This is a genomic window from Halobaculum sp. EA56 (assembly GCF_051195075.1).
GTDB lineage: Archaea > Halobacteriota > Halobacteria > Halobacteriales > Haloferacaceae > Halobaculum.
In genome coordinates this window covers 1-11,512 of the sequence record NZ_JBNTJX010000031.1, presented here as the reverse complement: position 1 = coordinate 11,512, position 11,512 = coordinate 1, and the positions used below count along the sequence as shown (strand labels likewise).

At 73.8% G+C, this 11,512-nt stretch carries 13 protein-coding genes and 1 pseudogene; 9 read left to right on the top strand and 5 right to left on the bottom strand.

What is annotated here, in order from left to right; genetic code table 11:
• The 4 genes from ACQUQ1_RS20805 to ACQUQ1_RS20790 all read left to right on the top strand — a co-directional run.
• Positions 1–348 (top strand): HAD family hydrolase (locus tag ACQUQ1_RS20805; protein ID WP_435066168.1); only part of this gene is annotated, 348 nt, incomplete at its 5' end.
• The gene (locus ACQUQ1_RS20800; protein ID WP_435066167.1) at positions 345–1,469 is read left to right on the top strand and encodes a phosphotransferase family protein; all 1,125 of its coding nucleotides are present in this window, start codon (positions 345–347) and stop codon (positions 1,467–1,469) included. The genes ACQUQ1_RS20805 and ACQUQ1_RS20800, both read left to right, overlap by 4 nt.
• A 167-nt stretch (positions 1,470–1,636) precedes the next feature.
• Positions 1,637–1,894, top strand: a complete 258-nt coding sequence (locus tag ACQUQ1_RS20795; protein ID WP_435066166.1) for a hypothetical protein — start codon at positions 1,637–1,639, stop codon at positions 1,892–1,894.
• Positions 1,895–1,972: 78 nt separating this feature from the next.
• Positions 1,973–2,179, top strand: coding sequence for a hypothetical protein (locus ACQUQ1_RS20790; RefSeq protein WP_435066165.1), 207 nt, complete (start codon positions 1,973–1,975; stop codon positions 2,177–2,179).
• Between the two features lie 73 nt (positions 2,180–2,252).
• Here ACQUQ1_RS20790 and ACQUQ1_RS20785 read toward each other — a convergent pair whose 3' ends face one another.
• Positions 2,253–4,256, bottom strand: coding sequence for a DUF7343 domain-containing protein (locus ACQUQ1_RS20785; protein ID WP_435066164.1), 2,004 nt, complete (start codon positions 4,254–4,256; stop codon positions 2,253–2,255).
• A 169-nt stretch (positions 4,257–4,425) separates the two neighbouring features.
• Complete coding sequence (locus ACQUQ1_RS20780; RefSeq protein ID WP_435066163.1) at positions 4,426–5,115, bottom strand: DUF7504 family protein; 690 nt, start codon at positions 5,113–5,115, stop codon at positions 4,426–4,428.
• Between the two features lie 279 nt (positions 5,116–5,394).
• On the opposite strand from ACQUQ1_RS20780, the gene ACQUQ1_RS20775 reads away from it, so the two are divergent.
• On the top strand, positions 5,395–6,183 hold the full coding sequence (locus ACQUQ1_RS20775; protein ID WP_435066162.1) for an N-acyl homoserine lactonase family protein: 789 nt from the start codon (positions 5,395–5,397) through the stop codon (positions 6,181–6,183).
• Between the two features lie 114 nt (positions 6,184–6,297).
• Here the strand turns inward: ACQUQ1_RS20775 and ACQUQ1_RS20770 are convergent, their stop codons facing one another.
• Positions 6,298–7,287, bottom strand: coding sequence for a DUF7351 domain-containing protein (locus ACQUQ1_RS20770; RefSeq protein WP_435066161.1), 990 nt, complete (start codon positions 7,285–7,287; stop codon positions 6,298–6,300).
• Between the two features lie 198 nt (positions 7,288–7,485).
• Between ACQUQ1_RS20770 and ACQUQ1_RS20765 the strand changes: the two genes are divergently transcribed.
• The 4 genes from ACQUQ1_RS20765 to ACQUQ1_RS20750 all read left to right on the top strand — a co-directional run bounded on the left by ACQUQ1_RS20765 (position 7,486) and on the right by ACQUQ1_RS20750 (position 9,863).
• The gene (locus tag ACQUQ1_RS20765; protein ID WP_435066160.1) at positions 7,486–8,067 is read left to right on the top strand and encodes a biotin transporter BioY; all 582 of its coding nucleotides are present in this window, start codon (positions 7,486–7,488) and stop codon (positions 8,065–8,067) included.
• A gap of 30 nt (positions 8,068–8,097) precedes the next feature.
• Positions 8,098–8,814, top strand: coding sequence for an energy-coupling factor ABC transporter ATP-binding protein (locus ACQUQ1_RS20760; protein ID WP_435066159.1), 717 nt, complete (start codon positions 8,098–8,100; stop codon positions 8,812–8,814).
• Complete coding sequence (locus ACQUQ1_RS20755) at positions 8,808–9,542, top strand: energy-coupling factor transporter transmembrane component T family protein (RefSeq protein WP_435066158.1); 735 nt, start codon at positions 8,808–8,810, stop codon at positions 9,540–9,542. Before ACQUQ1_RS20760 ends, ACQUQ1_RS20755 begins: the two co-directional genes overlap by 7 nt.
• A gap of 126 nt (positions 9,543–9,668) precedes the next feature.
• On the top strand, positions 9,669–9,863 hold the full coding sequence (locus tag ACQUQ1_RS20750) for a hypothetical protein (RefSeq protein ID WP_435066157.1): 195 nt from the start codon (positions 9,669–9,671) through the stop codon (positions 9,861–9,863).
• 34 nt (positions 9,864–9,897) lie between these two features.
• Here ACQUQ1_RS20750 and ACQUQ1_RS20745 read toward each other — a convergent pair whose 3' ends face one another.
• Together ACQUQ1_RS20745 and ACQUQ1_RS20740 are read right to left on the bottom strand one after the other, a co-directional pair.
• Positions 9,898–10,758: an aldo/keto reductase gene (locus ACQUQ1_RS20745; RefSeq protein ID WP_435066156.1), complete on the bottom strand. Its 861-nt coding sequence runs from the start codon at positions 10,756–10,758 to the stop codon at positions 9,898–9,900.
• A gap of 84 nt (positions 10,759–10,842) precedes the next feature.
• A pseudogene (locus ACQUQ1_RS20740) lies at positions 10,843–11,512 on the bottom strand (phosphoribosylamine--glycine ligase); the annotation flags it as partial.

Below are 11,512 nucleotides of genomic sequence, written 5' to 3'. Positions count from 1 at the left end.
TGGCGGCAGGCGCCGAAGTTGGAGTCCCTGGGGCTGACCGACGCGCTCGACGCGACGGTGTACGCGGGGGACATGGCCCGCGGGAAGCCCCACCCGGAGCCGTTCGAGCGCGTCTGCGCCGCGCTCGACACCGGCCCCGCCGAGACGCTGTACATCGGGAACTCCCTCGAACACGACGTCGCCGGGGCACAGGGCGCCGGGCTGCCGGTCGCGTGGGTCCCGGGCCCGTGGAGCGACTACCCGACGGACGGCGACGGCCGGCCGGACCCGAGCCCCTTCGCGCCGGAGCACGCGCTCGCGTCGCTGACTGAGCTGGAGTCGATCCTGGACGCCCCGGGGACCCGATGACCGACGGCGGACGCGACACGGTCGCCGCGGCGGTCGCGGCGGCCTTCCCCGGGCGGACCGTCGCCGAGCGCGTCGACGTCTCCCGGGGGAACACGAAACGGACGGCTGTCGTCCGCTTCGTCGGCGGCGACGGGCCGCGGTCGGTCGTGATACAGACGGCCGCCGACGGCGACGCGCTCCGGACGGAGGCGGCCGTCGGGCGGTCGATCCGCGCCAGGACGGACGTTCCCGTCCCGGCGGTGCTCGACGGCGGCGCCCTCGGCTCGGACGGGCACGGCTACCTCGTCACCGAGCACGTCGCCGGCGACGACCTCCACGGGGCGTTCGTCGGGCTTTCCCCCGAGCGACGGCTGGGAGTCGCGCGGACGTTCGGGAGCGCGCTGGCACAGGTACACGGGTCGTTCGCCTTCGAGGCGTTCGGCGAGGTCGGCGTCCGCGTCGACGACGATGGGAGCCGGGACGCGGCGGACCGGCGAACACCGCGCGGCGACGCCGGGGAGTGGCACGCGGTTCTGGACCCCGCCGACCCGGGGTCGTCGCTGCGCGTCCGCCGACCCGGCTTCGGTCGGGCGACCGAGGACGGACCGTCCGATCGCTCCCCGGAGTCCGGGTCCGCCGGGGTCGAGCGGTGGAACGAGTGGTTCCGCGGCTACGCGCTCGCGGGGATCGACGCGCTCCCGTCGGCGTTCGACGCGGTCCGGCCGCGGCTCCGGGAGGCGGTCGCGGACGCGGCGGGCTCCCTCCCCGACGCGCCCCGGCCCCGGCTGTATCCGTGGGACCTGCGGCCGGGGAACGCGCTCGTCGCCGACGGCCGCGTCGCGGCGGTGCTCGACTGGGGGCGGCCGCTCGCCGCGGATCCCGGCCTGTCCGTCGCGAAGGCCGAACACCTCGTGTGCGACTGGTACGTCGACGACGGCGACCCGCTGCGGGAGGCGTTCCGCGCCGGCTACCGCGAGGTGCGCCCCCCGCCCCGCGTCCCCGACGTGTATCGCGCGGTCGCGGTCGTCAGATCCGCCGTCGACGGCGCGGGCGTCGTGACCCGGCCGCGGTACCCCGAGGTCGACGGGGCCGAGGCGGTCGCCTTCCACCTCGACAGGATCCGGACCGCGCTCGACGGGTGACGCGGCGCGCGGTCGACGAACCACCCCGTCGCCGGCAGGGGTGACGCTGTCGCCACGGGTGACCCTGTCCCCGCCGCGGACGAGACAGCCCCCTGTGAACGCCGCCGTCGACGATGCGGTGCGGGCGACCCGCAACGACCGAGTACCCGGGGGCCCAAGTCGCATCCGTGCCGGAGACGTACGTCTGTCCGTACTGCGGAGGCGAGGTCGAACGGGACTACCGCGTCCAGTACGTCATCCGCTCGTGCGGGGAGTGCGGGGAACACGGTCGGTTCGTCCACGAGGAAGTCGCGGCGGCGCTCGACGAGCTCGACCCGGAGGGGGAGGACCTGCCCGACGGCTGGGGCGACCTGCCGCTCGACGAGCGACTGCTGCGGGCGGTTCGCGAGGGCCTCATCGACCGCGCCGCGACCGACCTCGACTGACTCGCGCGCATGCGCGTGTGCGAGCGCGAAACACTCGCGGGACGCGTTGATGTCGGACCCTCCCGTGATCGCGTTCGCATGAGTTCCCGAGCCGACCGGACAGACGACCTCCGCGAGGTGTTCGAGTCCGTGACCGGAACGAACCGAATCGTCGAGCCCCAGGACGAGGAGGCCGCCGGCGCCGCGGACGGCGACGCCGACGACGTCGTGGACGGGGTGGACCTCGATTCGGTCCGAAACGACGGCATCTCGGACGTCTCTGACGACACCGAGTACGCGCCGTAGGGTCGGCGCCGCGACGGCGGAGGCCGACGACCGCGGCCGACCCGCCGGACACGACCGCCGCGACCGACCCGTCCTACTCGCTCTCGAACGGCGACCGCGCGCCCTCCGGCGTGTGCCCGGGGAGCGAGATGACGTTCCCCCGCCCGACGCTCGTCTTCTCGACGGCGCCGTCGTCGTCCATCCGCGAGAGGGTTCTGCTCACCTTCGACTTCGACCAGCCGGTGATCTCGACGATCTCCGACTGCCGGAGCCGACCGCCGTTCTCGGCCAGCACCGAGCGGACCTCCTCCTCGGGCGTGAGTACGGGGTCGGCAGCGGCCGCCCCCGTCCCGGTCGCGTTCCCGTCTCCGGTCGCGTCGCCGGGCGACGCCATCGACGACCCCGACCCCGCTCCGTCGGCCTCGGAGGCGTCCGACGGCCCGGCTGCGGGGTCGTTCCCGTCCCCGGTCCCGCCCGCGCCGTCACGGCCGCGCGCGGCGTCGCCGACCGTTCGGCCGCCGTCGGCCTCCTGCCGGATCCCGGCAGTCGAACCGGGGTCGGCAGCCGCCGCGCGGGCCGCCGCGACCGCCGAGCGGACCCGCCGCCCGACGCCGCCGACGGCGTCCCGGGCTGAGCCGGCACGGTCGGTCGGCAGGGCGCGCCGGAGGTTCCTGACGGCGGGGTCCTCGCGGACGGCCGCCCGGACGCGTTCGGGCACGAGCGGAACCCAGCGCCGCCGGGAGGTCCACGCGACCGCGACGAGGAGGGCCGCGGCGGCGGCGCCCGCCAGCGTCGTCGCGTGTACCGAGAGCCACAGCGGGACGGGCCCGGCGTCCACCTCGGCCGCGTCGGGGACGCCGTCGCCGTCGGAGTCCCCGGAGCGCGGGTCCGTCCCGAAGGTGTTCACCTCCCTCCCGTCGGAGAGGCCGTCGCCGTCCGTGTCGACCACGAGCGGGTCGGTCCCGTACTCGTCGACCTCGCGTCCGTCGGGGATCCCGTCGCCGTCCGTGTCCGCGTCGGCCGGGTCCGTGCGCGTCCCGTGGACCTCGCGGCCGTCGTCGAGGCCGTCGCCGTCCGTGTCGGCCGCGTTGGGGTCCGTCCCGGTCCCGTGGACCTCGTGGGTGTCGGTGAGGCCGTCGCCGTCCGTGTCGACCGCCGTCGGGTTCGTGTCGTGGACGCGCACCTCCCGGCCGTCGACGAGGCCGTCGCCGTCCGTGTCGACGACCGTCGGGTCGGTGCCGTGGACGCGCACCTCCCGGCCGTCCTGGAGGCCGTCGCCGTCCGTGTCGACGCGGTTCGGGTTCGTCCCCGTCCCCTCGACCTCCCGGGCGTCCGAGAGGCCGTCGCCGTCCGTGTCCGTCCGCGTCGGATCGGTGTGCGCCTCGTCGACCTCCCGACCGTCCCGCAGGCCGTCGCCGTCCGTGTCGGCCGCGTGCGGGTCGGTCCCGTAGGTGTCGAGCTCCATCCCGTCGACGAGGCCGTCCTCGTCCGTGTCGGCGACCGAGAGGTTCGTCCCGACCGCCACCTCGCGTTCGTTCGTCGCGCCGTCGCCGTCGGGGTCGCCCTCCTTCCGGACCACCGAGACCTCGTGGGCCGCGCGGGCGGCCACCTCGGCGTCGAGCGTGTCGGCGGCGACGACGACCTCGACGGTCCGCGGGCCGGTTCCGGCCCCCTCCCACGAGTCGATCGCGAAGGTGACCTCGGTGGTGGATCCCCCGGAGAGCACGAGCGACTCGCAGGCGATCTCCCGCGGCTCGCCGTCGGCCGGGCGCGAACGGAGGCACGCCTCGTAGTGCCCCTCGCCGTCGCTTCCGCCCGTCTCGATCGTCGCGGCGAAGCGCGCGGGGTCGCCGTGCCAGAGGTAGACGGCGTCGCCCCGTTTGAGGACGACGTTTCCGTCGTCGAAGCCGCTCGCGGTGATCGTCACCTCGCCCGGCGAGAGCGCGGCGTCGCCGGTGTCGGCGGCGGCCGCGGTGCCGGTCCCCTCCGGGCCGGGGACCGCCCCGGCGACGACCCCGAGAAGTACGAGCGCGGCGACCGCGACGGCGACGGCTACGGTCGGCTGAACCGTCCCCCTGTCGGCTCGTCTCGCGCACATCCCCCTTGCTCCCCGCTTCGTAGGGAGCGGCTTAACGCTTTCTCGCCGGTTCTCGGGGAATGAAACCGTCGAAACGGTGTGAAACAGTCAGTTAACGGGATAGTTACACAGCCCTCACGTGCTTCGGATTTCGATGAAACAGTCGGGATTCAAATATGGTTCGCTCGGATCACCGACGGCGGCTTCGGACGACTTCGAGCCCGGCCCCGTCGGTCCTCGGCTCCGCGACCACCTCGAACAGCGACGCGACGGTGTCGACGGTCTGCCGGTCGTGCAGCTCCGGCTGGAGGTGCGCGTGGGCCACCCCCCCGTGGGTCGACACGCGCGCGGTCACCGCGTTCACGAACTGATAGACGTCGCGCGTGTCCACGTACTGCAACAGCGCCGTCATCGAGCCGAGACAGCAGACCGGCCCCCGGCCGGCGGACCCCCCGTCCGTCCGGTCGGCGGCAGCGTCGTCGGTCGCTCGGCCGCCCGACGCGTCAAGTTCCGCGAGCGCGTCGGTGATCCGAACCCCCAGGTCCGTCAGGTTCGACGGCCCGGACGCCGCGACGGTGACCACCTCGTCGTCGTCCCCCTCCTCGGGGCACGGCGTCGCGTCGACGACGCGCACGCGGACGCCGGCGTCGGCGGCGGCGTGAACCCACTCCCGCGGCGGAACCCGGTCGGCCCGAGTGAACGCCACGCGCAGGAACCCGGTCGGCTCCGCCCTCAAGGCCGTCCCGTCGTGTGCCTCTCTCGTACACGGACAGCGGCCCCCTGCGGGCGACGGCTCGGCGAGGACGAGCGCGTTCGCGTCCGAGAGCGCCTCGGACGGTCGTGTCGGCCCGTGCCTCGCCCGCGACGGCGTTCCTGACATGGCACCCGTCCGGAGGGGTGGGGCTCTCAAAACACCCGACGGTCGTTCTGGACCGTTTCGAGCCCGGATACGACGGTTTCGGACCGTTGCACGCGCCCGGCGTGACGCCCGATCGTTGCGGGAACCCCGCCGCGGCGACCGGACGGTTACCTCCCCGGTGCAACGGACGCAACTGGACCGGTTCGATCGACCGACCGCGTCCTCCCCGTGGGACGTGACGGGACGCGTCCGGGGAGGACCGGGGCGTGGATTGATATCGGAGACGCCCGACACGTCGGCATGGCGAACGTCACCCTCGTCGACCGCGGTCGCGTGCGGGCGGACCGGGCGTACGTCGTCGACGGCGCGTCGATGGCGAGCGCGGCGGAGCCGAACCCCGACCACGAACGGATCGAGTTCGTCGTCTGGAACGCCGTGATCGAGGCCGGCGGGACGACCTACCTGTGGGACACCGGCGTCCCGACCGACGCGGCCGAGTACTGGCCCGACCCGCTGTACGCCGCCTTCGAGGCCCACGACGCCGACGAGCACGCGCTCGCCGACGACCTCGCGGCCGCGGGCTACGGCCTCGCCGACGTCGACGCCGTCGTGATGAGCCACCTCCACCTCGACCACGCGGGCAACCTCGACGCGTTCGCGGGCACCGGGACGCCGGTGTACGTCCACCGCGAGGAACTCCAGTTCGCGTTCTACTCGGCCCACACCGACGAGGGATCGATCGCGTATCTCGCCCCGGACTTCGACGGCGACCTGAACTGGCGGGTGGTCAGACGGCACCGCCACACCCTGGCCGAGGGGTTCGAACTGCTCCACCTCCCGGGCCACACTCCGGGCCTCCTCGGGGCGCGCGTCGACACGCCGGCAGGGACGTTGCTGATCGCCGGCGACGAGTGCTACGTCGACGCGAACTACGCCGAGGGCGCGCCGCTCGGTCCGGGACTCCTGTGGAGCGAGCGCGACTGGCGCGAGAGCCTGGAGACGCTCCGCGAACTGGAGCGCAGGACCGACGCGGACGTGCTGTACGGCCACGACCTCGACCGGTTCCGGTCGCTCTCCGATCGGTACTGAGCCGATCTCGCGCGTCCCGGGCCGTCGTCACCGAGTCGACGACGCCGGCGGCGTCACCGCCGACCTCGGATCGAGAGGTCGCCGACGGTCCGCGGGCGGGAGCGGTCGGTCGCCTCACCCCCCGACGTGGATGTCGAGGTCGCCGTCCACGACGACCGGCGCCGACTCCGTCGGGAGGTCGTACGCGACCGCGGGGTCGCCGTCGCGCTCCGTCGGGACCGACGGCCACCCCATCGCGACGGCGAACGCGTCGTATCCCAGGCGGTCGACGCCGGCGTCCGCGAGCGCGGTCCGGAACGGGTACCGGTGGCTGACGGCGCAGCCCCCCGGCACGATGCCCGACTCCGAGCACACCCGACACGTCACCTCGACGGTCGCCGGGAGCGCGGTGCCGCACTCGTCGCAGGGACCGCCCTCGGCGTCGTGGGCCGGGCACGCCCGGATCTCCGAGACGACGGTCCCCCCGCACCGCGGACAGATCCCGTCCCCGAACGACCGCGCGCGGTGGGAGAACCAGCCGTGGACCCGGTCGAGGAGGTCGAGCGGGGCCGTCTCGACGGCGTCGCCGACGGCGCCGGCGGGGACGGGGAGCGAACTGAGCGCCCCTTCGGGGGTGAAGTCGAACGCGAGCGCACCCTCACACGAGGTACAACACGCGGAGACGTAGCCGTCGGCGTACGCCACCCGCACGGGGTCGCCGCAGAGGTAACAGTCCGCGTCCACCGGACGCGAGACCGCCTCCGTGCGCTCGTCGACGGCGCCGCTGTACACGGTGCGGACGATCTCCTTGCCGGGGTAGCGGATCGCGTAGCCGCCCGGGCGCTTCTCGACGAACTCGCCAAGGAGGCGATCGAGGTGGTAGCCGAACCGCCCGCTGTCCTCCTCCCCGACCGCTTCCCGCAGTTCCGAGTACGGCACGGTGTAGTCGCTCCGGTCGCCCACCGTGAGCCGGTCGTGAAGGACCTCGAGGATCGAGAACCGGAGTTCGTTCCCCAGCCTGGCGAACGACTCCTCGGGGGCCCGACCGCCCCCACGCACGCCGGCGTCGGACCCGTCGGAGGCGGCGTCGACTCGCTCGTCGCCCGCGCCGGCGTCCTCGTTCATAACACCGCTACCGGAGCGACCGGCATAAGCGTGGCTCACCGGCCGACTCCGCGCGTTCGGTCCGGGGGCGTCGCTTCCCCGTACGAAACCGGCCGTCACGACCTGACCGGACCCGTCGGGACCGTCCGGTGGGAGTCCGCCGATCTACCGACCGAACTCCGTAAACTCTATTCGACGAGTCGGTTTACGACCGGGCGCATGAGTACCGTAACGGAGGACGTCGACCTCGTCGGCGAGGAGGTCGTCGCCAACCTGGCCCGCGCGGCGCTGTTCGCGGCGCTGACGGGCGTGTTCGCGTACGTATCGTTCCAGCTCCCGGTCACGTCGGTGCCGTTCACGCTGCAGGTGCTCGGCGTGTTCCTGGCGGGCGTGTTCCTCGGTCCGGTCTGGGGGTTCGCCTCGATGGCCATCTACGTCGTCGCCGGCGCGGTGGGGGCGCCCGTGTTCGCCTACGGGAGCGCCGGCCTCGGGTCGCTGTTCGGCCAGTGGGGCGGCTACCTCTGGTCGTACCCCGTCGCCGCGGGGCTCGTCGGCCTCGGCGTCCACGGCACGGGCGAACTCGTCGACCCGTCCGAGGTCGGCCTCGGTCGCCTCGTCGGGGCGATGACGGCGGCGACGCTGGTGATCTACGCGTTCGGCACGGCGGGATACGCGATCGTCGGCGACGTGGGGGTCGTCACGGCGCTGCTCGCGGCGGCGGTGCCGTTCGTGCCCGCGGAGGCGATCAAGATGGCCGCGACCGTCGCGGTCGTCCGCAGCGACGCGGTGGTCGCGCGGTGACCGCGCGCTCGGACCGGTGAGGACCCGACCGTGATCGAGACACGGGGGGTGACCCACCGCTACGGCGACGACGACGCCGTTCCCGTCCTGCGGGACGTGTCGATCCGGATCCCGGACGGCGAGTTCCTCGTCCTCGCGGGCGCGAACGGCTCCGGGAAGTCGACGCTGATCCGGCAGTTCAACGGCCTGCTCACCCCCGACGAGGGCGAGGTGCTCGTCGACGGCGCGCCCGTCGGCGACGACCTCGTTCGCGCCCGGACGCGCGTCGGGATGGTGTTCCAGGAGCCGCGCGACTGCTTCGTCGCCGCCACGGTCGCGCGCGACGTGGCGTTCGGCCCGGAGAACCTCGGCCTCGACCGCGCCGAGGTCGACCGCCGCGTGGCGGAGTCGCTCGCGGCCGTGAACATGGCCGACCGCGGCGGGGAGCGCATCGACCGCCTCTCCGGGGGCGAGCAGGAGCGCGTCGCCGTCGCGGGGGCGCTGGCGATGGAGCCCGACCACCTCGTGCTCGACGAGCCGTTCACGGGGCTGGACGAGCCCGCCCGGGGGTCCGTCCTCGACCGCCTCGTCGACCTCCACCGCGACGGGACCGGGGTCGTCCTCGTCACCCACGACCTCCGCGACGTGCTCGGACCCGCCGACCGACTGGTCGTCCTCTCGGACGGCGAGGTAGCGGTCGACGGCGAGCCGGACGAGGCGGTCGACCGCCTCGACGGGCTCCCGGTCCGGCGGCCGGACGGATGCTGACGTACGAGCCCGCCGACTCGCTCGGCCACCGCCTCGACGCCCGGAGCAAGCTGCTCCTGCAGGCGGCGTTCGCCGCGGCCGCGTTCGCACACACCGACCCGCGCGGCCTGGCGGCGCTCACGCTCCTCGTGGTCGGGATGCTCGCGCTCTCGGCGACGCCGCTCCGGGTCGCGCTGGCGGAGTACCGCGGCGTGCTCCCGTTCCTCGCGGCGGGGCCGGCCATCGAGGCGCTCCGGCTCGGGTCGCCGTGGGTGGAGCCGGCGGCCGCGGTCGACCCGACGCTCGCCTCCTACCGAACGCTGCTGCTGCTCGCGCTCGTGGCGGCGTACGTGCGGACGACCCCGGTCCGCGAGTCGGAGGCGGCGGTCGCGCGGCTGGTTCCCGGGAGGGCCGGGCGACTGCTCGGCCTCGGCGTCGGCCTCGTCTTCCGGTTCCTCCCGGTGATCCAGGCGGACCTCGCGCGGGTTCGGGAGGCGATGCGCGCCAGACTGGGCGAGCGCCGGTCGCTCCGCGACAGGGTCCGGATCGTCGCGACGACGGGGCTGACCCGCGTGCTCTCGCGGACGGATCGGCTCGCGCTCGCGCTGCGCGCGCGGTGCCTCTCGTGGAACCCGACCCCGCCGCCGTCCGCGCCGAGTCGGGCGGACGTCGGCGCGCTGGCACTGGCGCTCCTGCTGGCCGCCTGGGCGGCGTGGCCGACGGTGGCGGGGACCGCGGCGCTCGGGTGAGGCCGACGGGACCCGGGCCCGGTCCGGGATGTCGGGGTCGCGCCGTCGACCCCCGATCCGCGGACGGCGAGCGTCCGAGGCGAATCCCGACGCGCTTTTACCGGATCGCGGAGCTACTGGCGGGTAATGACTGAGCGCGAGGCTGAGGACTGGCTGATCCGGTATCTGGTCGTCATGGTCGTCGCCGCGACGGCCCTCCTGACACTCATCTACGGCCTCGTGATGGCCCCGAGCGCGGCGCTCGTCGGCGCGTCGCTGCTGGCGCTGGCGGCGGTGTCGGCCGTCGTCGTCGTCGACCTGCGGTCCTGGCGCACGGCCTGACGCCGCCCGCGGTCGTCCTTCTCGCGGACCCGACCTACTCGCCGGCCTCGGCGAGCGTCGAGAGTTCCTCGTCCGAGAGCGTCAGCCCCGCGGCGGCGACGTTCTCCCGGAGGTGCTCGACGCTGGAAGTGCCCGGGATCGGCAGCGTCACGTCCGAGTGGCCGAGGAGCCACGCGAGGGCGACCTGCCGACGGGTCGCGTCGTGCGTCTCGGCCACCTCGTCGAGCGCGTCGGCGACGGGACCGAGATCCCCGGCCGCCAGCGGGTACCAGGGGACGAACCCGATCCCCGCGTTCTCGCACGCCCGGAGGACGTCCTCGTCCTCGCGGTTGGCGACGTTGTACTGGTTCTGGACGGTCGCGACGGCGACCTGCCCGCGCGCCTCGTCGAGCTGCTCGACGGAGACGTTCGAGAGGCCGACGTGGCGGACGTGCCCCTCGTCCTTCAGCTCCGCGAACGCGGCCACGCTGTCGGCGAACGGCGTGTCCGGGTCGGGCCGGTGGAACTGGTACAGGTCGATCGTGTCGACGCCGAGGCGGTCCTTGCTCGCCAGCGCCTGGTTGCGGACGTAGTCCGGGTCGCCGTGGGGGAGCCAGTCGCCGTCGGCGTTCCGGAGCAGGCCGGCCTTCGTCGCGACGACCGCGTCGTCGACGACGCCCGCCTCCCGCAGCAGTCGCTCGGAGGTGCCCGGCCCGTAGGAGTCGGCCGTGTCGACGAAGTCGACGCCGTGGTCCACGGCCGCGCGTGCGACCGCTCGGGCGTTCGCCTCGTCGTCCGGAGCGCCGATGATGTCGTCGCCACACAGGCGCATCGCGCCGAACCCCAGCCGGTTCACGGTCGTCTCGCCGTCGAGGTCGAACGTACCGGCGGCCGCCGCGTCGGGTGTCTCGATCATGCGTGGGTGTGGACGGGGGCCGCCGGCATAGTCGCGGCGGCGGCGGAACCCCGCCGGTGTGGAGCGGGAGCGTCCCGGGGCCGCCTACGCGGGCCCGAGGTAGCCCCACGCCAGCAGCCGGTCGCCGTCGCCGTCGATCCAGCGCTCGCCGATGTCGTCGCGGTAGTACATGTTGGGCATCACGATGTCGTCGATGCGACCGTAAGCCTGCTCCCGGGCGGCCTGCATGGTGTCGCCCTTCCCGGTCACGACGACGGGCATCCCGTTGTCGCCGGCGACGCGCCACTGGCCGTCGACCTGCTTCGCGTCCTCGAGGTGGATCCCCTCGCGGCTGTCCGTCTCGAACACGACGACCGCGTTGCGGGAGTTCTCGTCGTACGTCCGCTCGTCGTCGAAGGGGAACGGCGGGAGGACGATCCGAACGGCGACCTGGTAGCCGTCGTGCACGTCCAACTCGGGGTCGTTGCCGTGCGCGAGGTCGTAGAAGAACTCGCCGGTCGACGACTCGATGGACTCCTCCTGGAGCGCGATCGTCGGGTAGCCGAACCGCGGCGTGAACTCCAACGGGTAGATCCCCGTCTCGTTCACGATGCAGTTGATGTCGATGCTCCCGACGTAGCCCTCCTCGGCGAGCCAGTCCTCGAGCTTGCCGAACGTCTCCTCGAACAGCTTGTTCTGGCCGGCCCAGAACATCGACGTTCCCATCTCGCCGGTCGACGGGCCGATGTTCCCCGGAAACAGTTTCTTGTGCTCG

Excerpts from the sequence above, each read along its gene's own strand:
- ACQUQ1_RS20800 (WP_435066167.1), top strand. The coding sequence starts at position 345 with ATGACCGACGGCGGACGCGACACGGTCGCCGCGGCGGTCGCGGCGGCC.
- ACQUQ1_RS20790 (WP_435066165.1), top strand. The coding sequence starts at position 1,973 with ATGAGTTCCCGAGCCGACCGGACAGACGACCTCCGCGAGGTGTTCGAG.
- ACQUQ1_RS20785 (WP_435066164.1), bottom strand. The coding sequence starts at position 4,256 with ATGTGCGCGAGACGAGCCGACAGGGGGACGGTTCAGCCGACCGTAGCC.
- ACQUQ1_RS20780 (WP_435066163.1), bottom strand. The coding sequence starts at position 5,115 with ATGTCAGGAACGCCGTCGCGGGCGAGGCACGGGCCGACACGACCGTCC.
- ACQUQ1_RS20775 (WP_435066162.1), top strand. The coding sequence starts at position 5,395 with ATGGCGAACGTCACCCTCGTCGACCGCGGTCGCGTGCGGGCGGACCGG.
- ACQUQ1_RS20770 (WP_435066161.1), bottom strand. The coding sequence starts at position 7,287 with ATGAACGAGGACGCCGGCGCGGGCGACGAGCGAGTCGACGCCGCCTCC.
- ACQUQ1_RS20765 (WP_435066160.1), top strand. The coding sequence starts at position 7,486 with ATGAGTACCGTAACGGAGGACGTCGACCTCGTCGGCGAGGAGGTCGTC.
- ACQUQ1_RS20755 (WP_435066158.1), top strand. The coding sequence starts at position 8,808 with ATGCTGACGTACGAGCCCGCCGACTCGCTCGGCCACCGCCTCGACGCC.
- ACQUQ1_RS20750 (WP_435066157.1), top strand. The coding sequence starts at position 9,669 with ATGACTGAGCGCGAGGCTGAGGACTGGCTGATCCGGTATCTGGTCGTC.
- ACQUQ1_RS20745 (WP_435066156.1), bottom strand. The coding sequence starts at position 10,758 with ATGATCGAGACACCCGACGCGGCGGCCGCCGGTACGTTCGACCTCGAC.